This is a genomic window from Streptomyces sp. NPDC006207 (assembly GCF_040613835.1).
Classification (GTDB): Bacteria; Actinomycetota; Actinomycetes; order Streptomycetales; family Streptomycetaceae; genus Actinacidiphila.
The window spans coordinates 1-17763 of the sequence record NZ_JBEXSX010000020.1; the positions used below are offsets into that span (position 1 = coordinate 1).

Consider the following 17763-nt stretch of genomic DNA (forward strand, 5'->3'; position numbering starts at 1 on the left):
GACGCCACGGGTTCGGCTTCCGCCGGGGCCGGCGCGGTCGCGGCCGCGGCGTGGCGGGCGGTGGCGCGGTGGACCGGGACGAGGAGCGCGGCCAGGGCCGCCGCCAGGCAGAGCACCGACAGCAGGCTGAACGCGTGGGTGTAGCCGGAGGCGTAGGGCAGGCCGGAGGGCTGGAGCCGGCTGGTGACCAGCACGCTGGTGACCGCGGCGCCGATGGAACCGCCGATCGTGCGGATGTTGGCGTTCATGCCGCTCGCGGCGCCGGTCTGCTCGGCCGGGACGCTGCGCACGATCAGGTTGGCCATCGAGGCGAAGGCGAGGCCGATGCCGAGGCCGAAGACGCCGGCCGCGAAGGCCACCTGCCACTGCTGGTCGTGCCAGGCGGCGAGGAAGCCGCAGGCCACCGCGCCCAGCGCGGCACCCGCCGTGAGCAGGCGCTTCGCGCCGACCACGGGCTCCAGGCGGCCGCTGAGGACGCCGGAGAGGAACATCGCCACCAGCATCGGCAGCATCAGCAGCCCGGCCCCCGTCACGCTGGCGCCGAAGCCGTATCCCGCGGCGCTCGGGGTCTGGGCGAAGCCGGGGAGGAAGGACCAGATCGAGTACATGCCCGCGCCGAAGAGGAGACCAGCGGCGTTGGTGGTCCACACGGCGCGCAGCCGCATGATGCGCAGGTCGATCAGGGGGTGGCGGGAACGGGCCTCGGCCGTCAGCCACAGGGCGAACAGGACGACCGCGGCGGCGAACAGGACGAGGGCGCGGCCGGAGGTCCAGCCCCATTGGGTGGCCTGGCTGAGCGGCAGCAGCAGGGCCACGAGCCAGCCCGACAGGAGGACGGCGCCGAGCCAGTTGACGCGTCCCTCGGCCCGGCTCGGGGACTCGGGCACGTAACGGAAGGCGATCAGCGCGGTGATCGCGACGACGCCGACGGGCAGCCAGAACAGCCAGCGGTAGTCGAGCGCCGAGACGATCGGGCCGGCCGCCACGATGCCGACGCCGCCGCCCGCGGCGATGACGGCGGACAGGTTGCTGATGCTCGGGCCCACCTCGCTCGCGGTGAACTCGTCCCGGATGATCCCGAAGGACAGCGGGAACAGTGCGCCGCCGATGCCCTGGATGACGCGGGCGATGATCAGTACGCCGATGGACGGCGCGAGCGCGGCGAGCAGGCAGCCGAGCGTCAGGACCACCAGGACGGCGACGAGGGTGCGCTTCTTGCCGACCAGGTCGCCGACCCGGCCGAGGATGGGGGTGAAGACCGAGGCCGACAGCAGGTAGGCCGTCATCACCCAGGTCGCGGTGGACTGCGAGGTGTGCAGGGCGTGCTGGACGGTCGGCAGGGCCGGCGCGATCAGCGACTGGAGCATGGAGAACACGCCCGCACCGGTCGCGAGGACCGCGAAGGTGAGGCGGGTGGACTTGCGTGGCATGGAAAGCCTCTCCGATTCCGAACGGGGGCGTGGCCGGGACCGTCCGGCCGTGGTCGTACGGGCCGCGTGGGCAGCCTGGGGACGGCGACCGCGCGCGGCGGCCGCCGGGGAAAGCCTGGGAACAGTCGGGGGACGGGCGATGCGCCGGCGCAGGGCCCGTGGAAGGGGTCACACCGGGGCGCGTACGCCTGACCGACGCGTGCCGGGCACGCGGCGACGGGAACGACACCCCGACTGGTAAAGTGGAGGTATGCCTCCACTGTAGCGGAGGCCACCCTCCACTTCAAATGTTCCGGTCAGGAGGCAGCAGTGACGGCCGACACGTTCCCCGTCAGCGCGATCGTCGCGTCCCAGCGCCCGCACCGCAGGGACGCGGCGCGCAACTACGACGCCCTGCTCGCGGCCGCCCGCGAGGCCTTCGCCGAGAACGGCGCCGAGGCCTCGCTGGAGGACATCGCCCGTCGCGCGGGCGTGGGCATCGCCACCCTCTACCGGAACTTCCCCACGCGGCGGCACCTCTTCGAGTCCGTCTACGCGGACGAGGTCAACGACCTGTGCCGGGTCGCCCAGGAGGTCGCCGACCGCGAGCCGTGGGAGGCGCTCACCTCCTGGCTGGGCCGCTTCGTCGACTACACCGTGACCAAGCGCGCCATCCGCGAGGCCCTCAACAACGAGTCCGACGTCTTCCTGGCCTGCCGCGACTCCATGTTCCAGGCCGGCGGCCCGCTCTTCGACCGCGCCCAGCAGGCCGGCGAGGCGCGCGCCGACATCTCCTTCGACGACCTGCTCCGCATGGTCTCCGGCATCTCCGCGACGCACTTCGCGGACGACGCCCAGCGCGACCGCATCCTCTCCGTCGCCCTCGACGGCGTCCGCGTCCGCCGCTGAACCGCGGCGGAGGCGCCGGTCAGCCGCCCGGTCGCGGCGCGGCGTAGGCGCGGACGGCCACCCGCCGGTCCGGGCCCCACCGCTGCTCGACGGTGGCCAGCAGCGTCCATCCCAGCCGCTCGTACAGGGCGGCCGCGGCCGTGTCCGACGCGACGACGTCGAGCACCGGGTGCAGTCCGCGCAGCCGCGCCTCCTCGACGGCCGCGGCCATCAGCAGGGCCCCGATGCCGTGGCCGCGGGCCCCCGGCGCGACGAACAGCCGGCCCACGACCGCGGCCGGTCCGGCGGCCACGCCCTCGCGCGCGCTCCACAGCCCCGGCGCGGCGTCGCTCCCGCTGCCCGCCCCGAGGCCGACGTGACCCACGACGACACCGTCCGACTCGGCGACCCACGCGGCGAGGGATGCCGCCCCGGAGATCCACGCGGCCGGTGCGGCGGGCCAGTCGACCGGGTAGCCGTCCCGGTCGTGGACCGCGGCGAGCACCCGCACGCACGCGTCGAGGTCGCCCTCCTCCCGCCGCCGGAGCCGGATCGCCGTACCTGCCGTCGCCTCGTCCACCCGGGAATGCAACCACAGGCCGCCCGTCGCGCGGGCAGCGGGAGACCGCCGGGAAACCCCTGGCCCGCGATGCCGCGCGGGTGGCGGCGCGGTGGCCGTCCGGTGGCGGCCCGGTCGCCCCGGGAGCGGCACCCGTACGGCGAGATCAAGACAAGTGCCCGCCGCAACGAGGGCGCCGGCTTGCCGGCGCGGGCAATCCACCTCATTCCCGGAGGACTTCGTACCCACGACCCGCACGCGAACCCACGCCCTGCGTGGACCCGCTTCGGCCGCGCGTCACTTCGACATGCGGGCCTCAATGCCGTCGAGCAGGAAGTCGAGGCCGATTCGGAAGGTGTGGTCGGCGTCCAGGTGGGCGGCATCGCGCACCACCGTGGCCAGCGCGGGGAATCGGCCGGTGGCGAAGGTCCGCTCCAGATAGGGCCCGAGTGAGGCCTGCCAACGCGCCTCGTCCATCCCGGTGGCCCGCTCCGCGCGCCGCTCGGCGACCTCACGGCGCACCGCGCCGATCGCGTACGCGTTGACCGCGGCGACCACCGGCATGACGGCGTCCACGTCGACCCCGCCCAGTGCGGCCACCACGGTCTCCCCACTGGCCAGCGCGTGCGGCCCGAGCTGGGGTCGGCCACCCAGGAGGTCGGCGAGCCATTCGTGCTCGTGGGCGGCGTGCCGGGTGGCTTCGGCAAGGGACCGGAGCACCTCCCGCCAGCCGTCCCCGGCCGGCCGGATCTCGGCGTGGACGGCGTCGACCATGAGGTCGAGCAACTCCTCCTTGCTCGCGATGTAGCCGTACAGCCGCATCGGACGGACGTCCAGTGCGGTGGCGACCTTGCGCAGCGACACCGCGTCCAGGCCCTCCGCGTCGGCCAGTTGGATCGCCGCGCGCACGATCCGCTCCCGGCTCAACGGGGCCGGCACAGGTCGATTCGGTGGCTCCGGCCTCTCCCACACCAACATGCCGCTCACCATACATCGCCTCGGACCGATACAGTGTATCGGTCAGTACGGTGTATCGAAGGAGAAGCGGCCATGACCATCGCCATCGTCGGAGCCGGCCTCGGCGGCCTGGCTCTCGCCCGTGTGCTGCACGTGAACGGCATGGATTGCGTCGTGTACGAACGAGAGTCGTCACGCGGTGCGCGCGGTCAGGGCGGCATGCTCGACATCCACTCCGGCCAGCGGGCGCTGCGCGAGGCCGGTCTGATCGACCGGTTCCACGCGATCGCCCGTGGTGAAGGCCAGGACATGCGTCTTCTCGAGCCGGACGGCACCCTGCTGCTCCAGGAGGACACGCCCGACGACGCCCCGCTCGCGCGACCCGAGGTCGACCGCGCCGACCTGCGCGACCTGCTGCTGGATTCCCTCCCCGACGACGTGGTGCGCTGGAGGCACGCGTTCACGTCCGCCGACAACGGCCTGCTGCACTTCGCCGACGGCAGCAGCGCGACGTATGACCTGCTGGTCGGCGCGGACGGCGCGCAGTCCCGCGTCCGCCCGCTGCTCACCGACGCCCGCCCGGCGCACATAGGCCAGAACGTCGTCGAGGTCGGCATCCCCGACATCGACCGCACGCACCCCGACCTCGCGGCGATGGTCGGGCGCGGCAACTACTGGGTGCTCGGCAACGGACTGTCCCTGGCGGCGCAGCGCAACGGCGACGGCCGCGTCCGCATCGGCCTCAGTTTCTACAACACCCCCGAGGACTGGTTCGCCACCAGCGGGATCCCGTTCGACGACCCGGCCGCCGCGCGGGCGCGGCTGATCGACCTGCTCCCCGGCTGGGACCCGCGGTTCACCGCGCTGATCGCGGCCTGCGACGACACGGTCGTCCCGAGGTCGATCAGCACCCTCCCGGTCGGCCTGACCTGGCCGTCGACGCCGGACGTCACGCTGGTCGGCGATGCCGCGCACCTGATGCCGCCGGTGGGGGAGGGCGCCAACATGGCGCTGCTCGACGGCGCCCTGCTCGGTCTCGCGCTGGCCGCGCACCCGGACGACTTCCCCGCCGCCGTCAGGGAGTACGAGCGCGAGATGTTCGAACGCACCGGCGCTGCCGCCCGGATGTCCGCGGACATCCAGGAACTGCTGATGTCGCCGGACGCCGGCAAGAAGATGCTCGCGTTCTTCCAACCCGGCTGAACGCGACCGCATACGCGGTTGTACGGCCCGACCGCCCTCCGCGCGTTCGGACAGCGCCTCCCCGAGATCCGGCCGGTCCGGCGCGGCCGACCCCGCCCACCAGGGGCTCTCCGGCCGGGAGGCGAAGAGGAAACGGGAAACCCCTGGTGCCGGCGGTCCGTCAGGGGTCACCGTGAGGGCCGACACGCGACCGAGGGCGGCGCCGGGCGCCGCCCCGTCTTTGGGGGAAGACCGCATGAGAGCACGACGCTGGGGAGGCGGGCTGGTCGCCGCCGTGGTGACCGCCCTGCTCCTCGCGCTCGTCCCGGCCGCCGCCGCCCGCGCGGCCGGGACCGGGGAGCAGAACTGGTGCAGCCTGCAGGGCATCGCCTCCGACGAGGCGCACTGGGCCGCGGACGCGGCCTGCCAGGAGTGGCGCAACCGCACGCTGTACACCTGGGGCGGCGGGCACGGCCCCGCGCCCGGCGCCAGTTACGGCACCATCGACATCCACGACCTGGAAGAGACCTGGAACGACCCGTACACCCGCGGCTTCGACTGCTCGGGGTTCGTCCGCTGGGCCTGGTACAAGGCCGTCGGGTGGGACATCCTCGGCGGCGGCACCGCCAAGTCGATGTACCAGAGTGCCGGGCGCACCTACCAGGCGGTGCACGGCAGCGGGGGCGGCAAGCCGGCCGTCTCCGACCTGGAGCCGGGGGACATCGTGTTCACCGGGGTCGGCGGCACGGTTGACAGCATCAGCCACGTGATGCTCTACCTCGGCGGCGGCTACGTCGTGGAGGCGTACCAGTCGCAGCACCCCGTCCGGGTGATCGACATCAACGCGCGCATCGACAACAACCGCCTGGTCGGGGTGGCGCGCATGCCGCAGGGCAGCCCCTTCACGGAGCCGCCCGGCTACGACGGCAGCCTCCAGGTCACCTGGGGCACCGACGTGGCCGTACGGCAGCACCCCAACAAGGCGGCGGCACTGGTGACCCGGCTGTCCGGGCCGGACCTGGTGTACGCCACGTGCCAGCAGCACGGGGAGACCGTCACCGCCGAGGGCTACACCAACGACGCCTGGACGTACCTGTCCAACCGCGGCGGCTGGATCAGCAACATCTACCTGAGGGGGCCGGCCTGGCTGCCCGAGGTGCCCGCCTGCACCGGCTCCGCCTACGACCCGCAGACCGGTTCCGGGGGCGGCGGCGACATCTCGCAGGGCGGCGCCTACAGCACCTGGGGCACCGGCGTGGCGGTCCGCTCGGAACCGTCCACGACCACCGGCACCACGGTGGCCCGGCTGGCCGGCCCGACGAGCGTCGCCGTGAGCTGCCAGACGCACGCGCAGACCGTGACGTCCGAGGGGTACACCAACGACGCCTGGTCCTACCTGCCGCAGTACGGCGGCTGGGTCACCAACATCTACATGCGCGGCGACGCCTGGCTGGCCGGGGTCCCCGCCTGCGACGGCAAGGGCACCTCCACGCCGGCCGGGGCGAGCCCGTACGGCACATGGGGCACCGGCGTGGCGGTCCACGCCTACCCGGCCACCGGGTCCGCCGTGGTGGTCCGGCTCGCCGGTCCGACCAACGTCGCGGTGTCCTGCCAGAAGCACGCGGAGTCGGTGACGGCCGAGGGCTACACCAACGACGCCTGGTCGTACCTGCCGGAGTACCAGGGCTGGATCAGCAACATCTACATGCGCGGCGACGCCTGGCTGTCCGGTGTGCCGAGCTGCGGCGCCCCGGGCGGCGCGATCTGAGCGACCCCGGTCCGCCACGGCCGGCGTGGTCCCACCGCTCACGGGGGCGGTGGGGCCCGTCGGCCCGTGGCCATTTCTCGACCGTGCGCACCCCTTCGCCCGCGACCCTGGGAACCACGCCCCGCCCCGCGCACTCCTCACCTTCCGACGGGCACGCCGGTCAGGCGGCCGGGGACAGGGGACGGCGCCCTCCGCGCCGTACGCGGCGGGGACGGGATGGACCGGACACCACACAGGCCGACCGAGCCCTTCGGCCCGGCACTGCGCGAACTGCGCCTGGAGCGCGGCCTGTCGCTGTCGGCGCTGGCCCGGCGCACCCACTACAGCAAGGGGTACCTGAGCAAGATCGAGACGGGCGGCAAGCCGGTCAACGCCGACGTCGCCCGGCGCTGCGACGAGGCGCTGGAGGCCGGCGGGACACTGCTCGCCCTGCTGCCGCCCGAGTCCGGGCCGCGAAGTACCCGGCTGTCAGGGGCCGATGACGAGGCGTCGCCCTGCCCCTATCCCGGGCTGTCCGCCTACGGCACCGAGGACGCGGGGCGCTTCTTCGGCCGCGAACGCGCCGTCGCGGGCCTGGTGGAACGCCTCGGACGACGGGCCGGCCAGGGCCCGCTGGCCGTGGTCGCCCCCTCCGGGGCCGGGAAGTCCTCGCTGCTCCGGGCCGGGCTGCTCCCCGCCCTGGCCGACGGCCCGTACGGCCGGTGGCCGGTCGCCTTCTGCACCCCCACCGCGCGGCCCCTGGACTCCCTCGGGCACGCGCTGGAGCAGGCCCTGGAGCCTGCCGCGGGCGGAACGCCGCAGGACCCGGGCGAACAGGGGCCGCCCTCCGCGCGTGCCGCCGTCCTCGTCGCCGCGCCGCGCGGAGGATGCGTCGTCGTGGTGGACCAGTTCGAGGAGACGTTCACGCTCTGCGAGGACGAGGCCGAGCGGCGCTCCTTCATCGCCGCCCTCACCGGGCTCGCCGCGACCGGTGACGCCCTCGTCGTCCTCGGGATCCGGGCCGACGTCACCGGACGCTGCCTGGAGTACCCCGCGCTCGTCCCCGTCATCAGCGACGGGCTGTTCGCGCTGGGCGCGATGAGCCCGGACGAGCTGCGCGAATGCATCGTGCGCCCGGCGCGCGAGGAGGGCACCGAGCTCGAACCGGGACTGGTGGAGGTCCTGCTGCGGGACCTGGGCGCTGCGGAGTCGCCGGAGTCGCCGGACTCCCCGGGGCACCCGGCGGGTGCCGTCCGGCCCGGCGGCGACCCCGGCGCGCTGCCGTTGCTCGCGCACGCCCTGATGGCCACCTGGCGGCAGCGCACGGGCCGCACCATGACCGTCCAGGGCTACCTCGCGGCGGGCGGCATCCACGGCTCCGTCGCCACCGCCGCCGAGGCGCTGTTCACCGCCCTGTCCCCGGCCGAGTAACTGGCCGCCCGCAGGATGCTGCTGCGGCTGGTCCGTGTCGGCGAGGACAACGAGCAGTCGCGGCGCCCCCGCGACACCGCCGACCTGCTGGACGGGCTGCCGGACACCGCCGCGGCCCGCACCGCGCTCGACTCCTTCGTCGCCGCGCGCCTGCTGACCGTCGGCACCGACCACGTCGAGATCGTCCACGAGGCGCTGCTGCGGGCCTGGCCGCGCCTGCGCACCTGGATCCACGCCGCCCGCGCCGACCTCCTGCTGCACCAGCAACTCGCCGCGGCCGCCCGCGAATGGGAACGCGAGGGCCGCGACCCCGCGCTGCTCCACCGCGGCGCACGACTGGCCGCCGCCCGCGAGTGGGCCGCGGGCCCCGGCCGTCGCGACGGCGAACTCAGCCCCGTGGAGGCGGACTTCCTCGCCGCGGCCGCCCACGAGGAGGACCTGCGGCGCACCCTCGTACGGCGCCGGGCCCGGCAGCAGCGGACCGGGCTGGTCGTGCTCGCCGTCCTGCTGGTGCTGGCGGTACTGGCGGGCGGCGTCGCCGTCGAGCAGCGCCTCGGCGCCGACCGGCAGCGCGCCACGGCGCTCTCCCAGGCGATGGCCGCCCGCTCCGCCGAACTGGCCGCCGGGCGGCCGGAGGCCGCGATGCTGCTGGCCGAGGCCGCCTACCGCACCGCCCCCACCACCGAGGCCCGCAGCGCCCTGCTCAGCACGCAGGCCAACGCCTTCGCCGGGCGGCTGACCGGCCACACGGCCGCCGTGAACGCCGTGGTGTTCTCCCCGGACGGCCGGCTGCTGGCGTCGGCGGGCTCCGACCGGACGGTACGGCTGTGGGACGTCGCCGGACGGACCGCGGCGGGCGTCCTCACCGGCCACCGCGGGCCCGTCCGGTCGGTCGCCTTCTCGCCGGACGGCCGGCTGCTCGCCTCGGCGAGCTCCGACGGCACCCTGCGGCTGTGGTCCGTACCGGAGCGCCGGACGGTCGCCGTGCTGACCGAACATCAAGGACCCGTACGCGCCGTGGCATTCGCACCCGACGGCCGCACGCTGGCCTCGGCCGGAGCCGACGGCACCGTACGGCTGTGGGACGCCGCGACCGGACGCCGGAAGGCCGTCCTCACCGGGCACACCGACGAGGTCCTCGCGCTGGCCTACCGCCCCGGCGGCCGGACGCTCGCCTCCGCGGGCGCCGACCGCACGGTGCGCCTGTGGGACACCCGGACCCGCCGGAGCACGACCGTGCTGCGCGACCACAGCGGCGACGTGCTCGCCCTCGCCTTCAGCCCGGACGGACGCACCCTCGCCAGCGGCGGCGCCGACCGCACCGTGCGCCTGCGGGACGTCGCCGCGCCGCGCCGCACCACCACCCTCGCCGGGCACGACGACGACGTGAACGGGCTCGCCTTCGGGCCCGGCGGCCACACGGTCGTCTCCGCGGGCGGCGACGGCACCGTCATCCGCTGGGACGTCCACACCCACCTGCCCGTCGAGACCCTCACCGGCCACACCGACTACGTGCTGTCCGTCGCCGTGGCCGCCCACGGCGACCTCCTCGCCACCGCGGGCTTCGACCGCACCGTCGTCCTGTGGGACCTCAGCCGCAGCACGCTGGGCGCCTCACCCGTCACCGAGGTGTGGAAGGCCGCCTACGCCCCCGACGGGCGCACCCTGGCCTCGGCCGGCGGCGACGGCACCGTACGGGTCTGGGACATGGCGCGCCACGCCCCCGCGTCCACCCTCACCGGGCACAGCGGCCCCGTCTACGACGTCGCCTTCAGCCCCGACGGCCGGCTGCTCGCCTCCGCGGGCGCCGACCGCACCGTACGGCTGTGGGACACCCGGACCCGGCGGAGCCGCGCCATATTGCGCGGCCACGACGGCGCCGTCTTCGCGCTCGCCTTCAGCCCCGACGGGCACACCCTCGCGACCGGCGGCGCCGACCGCACGGTGCGCCTGTGGGACACGGCGACCGGGCGCCGCGCGGCCACCCTCACCGGGCACACCGACTTCGTGAACTGCCGCGCCTTCAGCCGCGACGGCCGACTGCTGGCCAGCGGCAGCGACGACCTGACGCTCCGCCTGTGGCATCCCGCGACGGGGCGCCGCGCGGCCGTCCTGACCGGTCACACCGGTTCCGTGCGCGGCGTCGCCTTCGCCCCGGACGGCCGGACCCTCGCCAGCGGCGGCAACGACGGCACCGTCCGCCTGTGGGACGTCCCGCGGGCCCGCGCCGCAGGGGTCCTCACCAGCCACACCGGGTCCGTCCGGGGCGTCGCCTTCTCACCCGACGGCCGGACCCTCGCCAGCAGCGGCAACGACCGCACCGTACGGCTGTGGGACCCGGCGGCACGGAGCCTGACCGCCACCCTCACCGGGCACACCCGCGCCGCGTGGAGCGTCGCCTTCAGCCCCGACGGCGCGACCGTGGCCAGCGCCGGCAATGACGGCACCATCCGCCTCTGGGACCCGGACGTCCGCCACCGCACCGCCGTGCTCTGTCGCCTCGCCGGCCCCTCCGTCCCGGCCCGCTGGCGGCACCTGCTGCCCGGCTACGCCTGGCCGGGCGCCTGCGGTTCGTCCAGCGGCTGAGCTCCGGGTGACTCCCGAGGGCCGGCCTCCCGGCATGAGGCGGCCCAACCGGCAGGTGGGCCTTTCCGGTTCGTCCTGGCCCGTCACGGCGGCGGCGCGGGCCGCGTGGCTCCCGGTCGGCGCACGCCGTCCAGGCTGCGGACCGTGTCCGTGCGGAGTGGTCGTACCGGCACGCTGCTCCCCGCGTCTGTGGCGGTGAAGCCGGGGGAAGGGTTCCGCCGGGCCGGGACCCGGACGGAGCATGCGTGCGGGTGCCGGTGGCGGTGGGGGCCTGACCGTCCTGGGCCCGCCGCAACGGCGGTGGCGCGGGGGCGGAGCCTGCGTCCGAGGGGCCCGCGCAGCGGGCCCTGATGGCCTTCCGTCAGGTAGCGCGCGGCCCGTGGCGGCACAACTCCGCAGGGCGCGTGAAGCCCGCTCGATCCGCACCCGTCGCCGGGCGGCACCGGTCCTCGACCGGATTCCGTGGACCGGGGCGGGGAGTCGGGTGCACGGGTCGCGCACGCCCTCTCGTGCCGCTGCTCACGGTCCGCACGCGCCGATGTCGTGGCACCGGTAACCGTCGGGGGGCGCGCCGATGCGGCGGCGGCCGGGACGGTTCGGGCCTCCCCGGAAAAACCCGGTGCCCCCATCCGGTCCCGCTCACTACACTCGCGTTGATCGCGCGCCCCCCGACACCGTGGCGCGCTCCGTGACGAACGAAGGGAGCCCGGCCGTGCGTTACCGCACCGCAGCCGTCGTGCCCCCGTCACGCCATGAGGTGATCCTGGTGTCTTCGCAGGCCCGGTGCCCGCTGCGCGGCCGGCACCGGAAGTCCGCGACGACCATCTGACCCCCGCACACCCGCAACCGCACCAGCGGAGCCGGGGCCGGGGCCGACGGCCGGGTACGCCCTGCCGCGACCCGGTCGACGTGCACGGGGGCATCCTCACGGCCCGCACGCGGGCCGTCCCGTCCGGGAATCGCGCCGCCCACTCTCCGGATCACCCGAAAGGCCACCGGGCCATGCGCACCGTCAATCCGCTGACCGCCGTCCGCAACCTGGGCATCCTCGCCCACGTCGACGCGGGCAAGACCACCGTCACCGAACGGATCCTCTACCTCACCGGCGCCACCCACAAGCGCGGCGAGGTCCACGACGGCACGACCGTCACCGACTTCGACCCGCAGGAGCGCGACCGCGGCATCACCATCTTCGCCGCCGCCGTGAGCTGCGACTGGGACGGCCACCGGCTCAACCTGATCGACACCCCGGGCCACGTCGACTTCTCCGACGAGGTGGAGCGCTCCCTGCGCGTCCTGGACGGCGCGGTCGCCGTCTTCGACGCCGTCGCGGGCGTGGAGCCGCAGAGCGAGTCGGTGTGGCGGCGGGCCGACCGGCACGGCGTGCCGCGGATCGCGTTCGTCAACAAGCTGGACCGCGCCGGCGCCGACCTCGACGCCGCCGTCGGTTCGCTGCGCGAACGGCTGCACACCGTGCCGCTCGTCGTCCAGCTGCCGATCGGGCGTGAGGACGGCTTCACGGGCGTCGTGGACCTGCTGCGCATGCGCGCCCTGGTGTGGGCCGACGGCCACGGCACGTACGCCGAGGGCCCGGTGCCGGAGGACTTGCGTGAGGAGGCGCTGCGGCGCCGCCGTGCGCTGGAGGAGACGGTGGCGGAGCTGCATGCGGCCGCGTTCGAGGAGTTCTGCGAACGGTCGGCGCTGCCGGAGGCGACGCTGCGCTCCGCGCTGCGCGACCTGACGCTGGCTGGCGACGGCGTCGTGGTGCTGTGCGGCTCGGCGTACCGCAACCGCGGGATCGAACCGCTCCTGGAGGCCGTCGTCGACTACCTGCCGTCGCCGCTGGACGTCCCGGCGGTACGTCAGGCGGCCGACCCTGCGGCGCCGTTCACGGCGCTGGTGTTCAAGGTGAACGTCACCGCCACCGGGCGGCTGACCTACCTGCGGGTGTACGAGGGGACGATCAGGAAGGGGGACGCCGTGCTGGACACGCGCGCCGGACGCACCGAGCGGATCGGCCGGATCCTGCGGGTGCAGGCCGACCGGCACGTCGACGTCGACGCCGCGGTCGCCGGGGACATCGTCGCGGTGGTCGGGATCAAGTCCGCCGCCGCGGGGGCGACCCTGTGCGCCCCGGGGGCACCCCTGGTCCTCGAACCGCCGTCCGTGGCCGAGCCCGTTGTCTTCGTCGCGGTCGAGGCCGCCCGCAACACCGACACCGACCGCCTGGCGGTGGCCCTGGCCCGGCTGGCCGAGGAGGACCCCTCGCTGGCCGTGCGGACCGACCCCGAGACGGGGCAGACCGTCCTGTCCGGCATGGGCGAACTGCACCTGGAGGTGGCCGTGGAGAAGATCCGCCGCGAGCGGGGGCTGGACGTCCGCGTCGGACGGCCACAGGTTGCCTACCGGGAAACGCTCGTGCGCGGCGTGCCGGGGCTGGTCTTCCGGCACGTCAAACAGGAGGGCGGCGCGGGGCAGTTCGCGCACGTCGTCCTGGACGTCGAGCCGTCCGGGGAGTCCGCGTTCGCGTTCGTCTCGACGGTCGTCGGCGGGCGGGTGCCGAAGGAGTTCGTCCGCGCGGTCGAGGCCGGCTGCCGGGACGCCCTCGCCGAGGGCCCCCTCGGCGGCCACCCCGTCACGGGCGTGCGGGTCACCCTGACCGACGGCGCCACGCACTCCCGCGACTCCTCCGAGACGGCCTTCCGCACCGCGGGCCGCCTCGGGCTCCGGGAGGCGCTGCGCAGCGGCATCATGGCCCTGCTCGAACCGGTCGTCGAGCTCACGGTCACCGTCCCCGACGCCGCCGTGGGCACCGTCCTCGGCGACCTCGCCGCCCGCCGCGGCCGCGTCACCGGCTCGACGACGCGCTCCGGCACGGCGGTCGTCACGGCGACGGTGCCGCTGGCCGAACTGTTCGGCTACGCGACCCGCCTGCGCAGCCGCACCCAGGGCCGCGGCACCTTCACCACCCGCCCCGCCGGGTACGCCCCGGCCCCCGCGGGCACGGTGACCCGGTAGCCGACGCGCCCGGCCCCGCCCCCACGATCCCCGTGGGGCGGGGCCGGACCGCGTCGGGTCGGCTCACCCCTCCGCCATGAGGGCCTCGTTGACGGCCGCCACGCGCGCGTGGAGCGGGCCCTCGCGCACGATGTCGTCCCCGAGCCCCCGGCGGTGCGGCGCCACGTCGATGACGGTGACCAGGGTGTCGCCGAACCCGATCACCGCCCACCAGTCCTGTCCGGCCGCCCGGACACGCCACGTCGCCTTGACCCACCTCCCGGTGTCGGCCCGCACCTCCGCGGAGACCAGCTCCCAGGTCGCGGGGTCGAAGGCGAGCAGCGCCTCGACGGGTGCTCCGCGGCGCTCCAGGCGCTCGGTCACGTGCGGGCCGCGCGCGGTGAGCCGTACGGGCTCGCGCAGCACGTGCCGCACCCGCGCGAAGAGCGCCGCGGGGCCGGTGGCCACGTGGAAGCGGGCGGTGTCGAAGCGTGGTGCCAAGGGGGAGTCCTCACCGGGAACGCCGCCAACGCCGAAGGGCGATGGGCATCGTGACCAGGAAGGATACCGGCACACCCGCCGGCGGTGCGTCCGGCCGCGGCGACCTTGGCGGGATCGGGCCGCCGGGGTGGGGGCCGTATGCGGACGGCGTCGCCGCTGCGGCAGGATGTGTCACCTCGCGCCTGGACAACGCCTGTTCGGCGCGACTCCCCGAACATCCCCCGAACGTCCCCGAACGATGAGGCGACCAGTGACGACACACCACCCCCCGCGCCCCGTGCGTGAATCCGTACGCACGTGGGGAGGCGACCGGTGAACCGCGCCCTCACGCTGCACGACCTGATCGTCGCCGGTGCCGCGATCGCCGCCGGCGCCCTGGCGGGGCTGCTGCTGCGGCTGGCCCTGAAGTGGCTGGGCGAGCGGGCCAGGTCGACGAGGTGGGGCGGTGACGACATCGTCGTCGCCGCCCTGCGCACCGTCGTGCCGTGGGCCGCACTGGCGTCGGGCGCCTGGGTGGCCGCCGCGGCGCTGCCGCTGACCCGCATCGTCGACCGCACCGTCAACCAGGTGCTCGTGGCGGTGCTGATCCTGGCGGCCACGGTCGCCGCGGGCCGCATGGTCGCCGAGACGGTACGGTCGCTGGCGCTGGCCCGGTCCGGGGTCGCGGCCTCCGCGACGATCTTCGTCAACATCACCCGTGTCGTCGTGCTGGGGATGGGCTTCCTGGTCCTGCTGCAGACCCTGGGCATCTCCGTCACGCCCCTGATCACCGCCCTCGGCGTCGGCGGTCTCGCCGTCGCCCTGGCCCTGCAGGACACCCTCGCCAACCTCTTCGCGGGCGTCCACATCCTCGCGTCCAAGACCGTGCAGCCCGGGGACTACATACGTCTCAGCAGCGGCGAGGAGGGCTACGTCGTCGACATCAACTGGCGCAACACCGTGGTGCGCCAACTGTCGGACAACCTGGTGATCATCCCCAACGCCAAGCTCGCGAGCGCGATCGCCACCAACTTCCACCAGCCCGAGCAGCAGATGTCGCTCATCGTCCAGGCGGGCGTGGGCTACGGCAACGACCTCGAGCACGTGGAGCGGGTGACCATCGAGGTCGCGGGCGAGGTCATGGCCCACGTCGAGGGCGGCATCCCCGAGCACGAGACGGTCGTCCGCTTCCACACCTTCGGCGAGTCGCGGATCGACTTCTCGGTGATCCTGCGGACGTCGGAGTACGGGGAGCAGTACCGGATCAAGCACGAGTTCATCAAGCGCCTGCACCGCCGCTACCAGGAGGAGGGCATCGAGATCTCCTTCCCGACGCGGAACGTGGTGCTGCGTCAGGAGCAGCAGGACGCGATAACGCTGCCGCACCAGCGCACGGTCCCGGCGCCGGACCCCACCCCCGGCGGCTGACGGCCGCCCGCCGGGCACGCACTTCGGTGCGTGCCCGGCGGACTTCCTCCCGCTGGGACCGCGCCCTCGGCGCCGCCACCTACTCGGCCTCCTCGGATTCCGGCAGGTGGCAGGGGCCCGACCCCATCGGGAGCGCCATCCGATCTCGGCGACGATGCGGTCGTTCGGCCTGGAGGTGGCCACACGCGTCGCGGTGAATTCGGTGGTCTTCCGTTCGTCTCGTCAGAACCTCACCACCTGGGGCACGTACATCGAGATGGCCTCGCGGCTATGTGAGCCGACGCTCCTGGCCCTCGGTGTCCTCGCGGTCCGCGGGCGCGCGCGTCAAGCGGTGATGCAGCACAGCGGCCCGGCTCCCCTCGGTGGGGTTCCGGGCCGCTGTGCTGCGCCGTGGCGCGTGTCGGCCGAAGTGCAGTGGCTACCACCAGATGACGACGTATCCGGGGCCGCCGTTCTCGCCGCCGGCGTCCGGGCCGACGCCGCGTGCGCCGCCTGAGCCGCCGATGCCTGCACCCGGCGGCGCCGGCTGGATGATGCCGTCCACTGCCGGACGGCCTCCCTGGGCACCGGGCCCACCCGGGGCGACGCCCGAGCCATCTCCGCCGTTGGCGCCTTGTCGGACTGTGCCCTGGCCAGGACAGAAGGCCGTGCCGCCAGCGCCACCGTTGAGGTGCGACCCGAATACGCCGCCGTTGGCAGTCACGACGTCGCCGAGGCCGTTGTCCACCGTGCTGGGTGTGCCCAGATCGCCGGGAAAGGACGGGGGTGCGCCCGAGCCTCCCGTGCCGACGTCCACCGCGACTGGTGTGCCCGGCTGGACGGGAAGGACGCACCAAGCGAAGCCTCCGGCGCCGCCACCGGATCCACTGTTGTTAACGTCGCCTCCACCACCGCCCCCGCCGCCGCCCCACGCCTGGACGAACACCGTGGTGACGTTGGCGGGCGGCACGAATTGACCGTCGTTCTGGAAGTCCACCAGGCCGTGGGCCGGGGCGACACCGGGCGGGCCCTGTGGCCCCGGCGGCCCGACAGGTCCGGCGGGCCCGTCAGGTCCCTGCTGGCCGGTCTCGCCCGGAGGCCCCTGAGGTCCGGCGGGTCCGGCGGGTCCCTGCGATCCGGGAGGCCCAGGCGGGCCGGGAGGCCCTGGTGGGCCGGGTATCCCGGGGCGGCCCGGGTGACCGTGGCCAGGGCGGCTGGGGCAGTACCCGGGGAAGTAGGGGAAGAGGAAGCACGGGCCGGCGAGCCCGGCTTGAGCGTCGGGCTTCACGGCGGCGGCCTCGCGACCGTCGGCGTACGCGGCACCCGAGAGAGCACTGGACGCCAAGGCCACGCTCGCGGCCACCGTCCACATCCGCAGACCACCTCGGCGTCGCCCTCGGGCTCCATGGGGCATGGCTATTCGAGACAACACGCCACCTCCAGCAAGGGGGCCCGCAACGCGCGGCAGAGGCCGGATCACCAGGAGAGGAGAGCTGTCGGAGACAGCAGCGAGCCCACAGCAAGAATCGCCCTGCCTGTTGCGTCGTGCACATTCAGTAGCCGACCGGGTGATTTTGTCCCCGCATCGGCCCGGCACTCCTGCAAGGGCCCCGGGCGGCTGTGCTGCGCCGTGGCGCCGACTGGCGGCCGCGACCTCGGCGGCCGGGAGGAGGCCGGCGAAGAGGCCGGCCTCCTCTACGAGCGTGCTGAGCGGGGCAGATGGTGCATCGGCACTCTCAGAGCCGCTAGCTGCGAGCGCACGCGACTTCGGTCAGAGTCAGGGCGCTGTCCGAGCTGAGCGCCCATGTCGTGCCAGTCCAGATGACCCAGGGCGTCGGGACGGGGTCATCCCCGCTGGCGTCAGTGACGGCCCCACCGGTGACGGCCGCGCAGATGGCCTGCCAAGTCTCAGACCGGAATCCGACGTTCAGACCGTTGATCATTGGCCCGTTGCACAACGAACTGGCTGCGGTAGTGGTGGTGCTCGCACAAGTAAGCGTCGCGCCGTGCACGATCTGGGTCGAGAGGAACTGACCGAAGACCGGTTCCGATCCCGGCGGCCCCGCCGGTCCGGTGTCGCCCTTCGGCCCTTGCGGCCCAGCGGGACCCACCGGCCCTTG

The 17763-nt window shown here is 74.5% G+C and carries 11 protein-coding genes and 1 pseudogene; 7 read left to right on the top strand and 5 right to left on the bottom strand.

Features of this window, described 5'->3' with window-relative positions; all coding sequences use genetic code 11:
* Positions 1-1430, bottom strand: a 1430-nt coding sequence (locus tag ABZ312_RS17880; RefSeq protein WP_500438129.1) for an MFS transporter, incomplete at its 3' end; no start/stop codon positions are given.
* 309 nt (positions 1431-1739) lie between these two features.
* Here ABZ312_RS17880 and ABZ312_RS17885 point away from each other — a divergent pair.
* Entirely contained in the window at positions 1740-2318 is a 579-nt protein-coding gene (locus ABZ312_RS17885; protein WP_499515095.1) for a TetR/AcrR family transcriptional regulator, read from the top strand.
* 19 nt (positions 2319-2337) lie between these two features.
* On the opposite strand, the gene ABZ312_RS17890 is transcribed toward ABZ312_RS17885, so the two are convergent.
* Both ABZ312_RS17890 and ABZ312_RS17895 read right to left on the bottom strand, forming a co-directional pair.
* On the bottom strand, positions 2338-2877 hold the full coding sequence (locus ABZ312_RS17890; protein WP_500438132.1) for a GNAT family N-acetyltransferase: 540 nt from the start codon (positions 2875-2877) through the stop codon (positions 2338-2340).
* Positions 2878-3153: 276 nt separating this feature from the next.
* A complete protein-coding gene (locus ABZ312_RS17895) occupies positions 3154-3834 on the bottom strand; it encodes a TetR/AcrR family transcriptional regulator (RefSeq protein WP_500323757.1) in 681 nt (226 codons plus the stop codon).
* 72 nt (positions 3835-3906) lie between these two features.
* On the opposite strand from ABZ312_RS17895, the gene ABZ312_RS17900 reads away from it, so the two are divergent.
* The 5 genes and pseudogenes from ABZ312_RS17900 (at position 3907) to fusA (ending at position 13777) form a co-directional block, all read left to right on the top strand.
* Positions 3907-5016 (top strand): FAD-dependent oxidoreductase, encoded by a 1110-nt coding sequence (locus ABZ312_RS17900; protein ID WP_500438134.1) that lies wholly within the window; start codon positions 3907-3909, stop codon positions 5014-5016.
* A gap of 235 nt (positions 5017-5251) precedes the next feature.
* Positions 5252-6763: an NlpC/P60 family protein gene (locus tag ABZ312_RS17905; protein ID WP_500438137.1), complete on the top strand. Its 1512-nt coding sequence runs from the start codon at positions 5252-5254 to the stop codon at positions 6761-6763.
* A 216-nt stretch (positions 6764-6979) separates the two neighbouring features.
* Positions 6980-8473 (top strand): annotated as a pseudogene (locus tag ABZ312_RS17910) (nSTAND1 domain-containing NTPase); the annotation flags it as partial.
* A gap of 342 nt (positions 8474-8815) precedes the next feature.
* A complete protein-coding gene (locus ABZ312_RS17915) occupies positions 8816-10759 on the top strand; it encodes a WD40 repeat domain-containing protein (RefSeq protein ID WP_500438202.1) in 1944 nt (647 codons plus the stop codon).
* 1002 nt (positions 10760-11761) lie between these two features.
* Positions 11762-13777, top strand: a complete 2016-nt coding sequence (gene fusA, locus ABZ312_RS17920) for an elongation factor G (protein WP_500438138.1) — start codon at positions 11762-11764, stop codon at positions 13775-13777.
* Between the two features lie 63 nt (positions 13778-13840).
* Here fusA and ABZ312_RS17925 read toward each other — a convergent pair whose 3' ends face one another.
* Complete coding sequence (locus ABZ312_RS17925; protein WP_500438140.1) at positions 13841-14257, bottom strand: hypothetical protein; 417 nt, start codon at positions 14255-14257, stop codon at positions 13841-13843.
* A 312-nt stretch (positions 14258-14569) separates the two neighbouring features.
* On the opposite strand from ABZ312_RS17925, the gene ABZ312_RS17930 reads away from it, so the two are divergent.
* Positions 14570-15664, top strand: coding sequence for a mechanosensitive ion channel family protein (locus ABZ312_RS17930; protein WP_500438141.1), 1095 nt, complete (start codon positions 14570-14572; stop codon positions 15662-15664).
* 418 nt (positions 15665-16082) lie between these two features.
* Here the strand turns inward: ABZ312_RS17930 and ABZ312_RS17935 are convergent, their stop codons facing one another.
* Positions 16083-16640: a glycine-rich domain-containing protein gene (locus ABZ312_RS17935; protein WP_499515105.1), complete on the bottom strand. Its 558-nt coding sequence runs from the start codon at positions 16638-16640 to the stop codon at positions 16083-16085.
* Positions 16641-17763: the final 1123 nt, after the last annotated feature.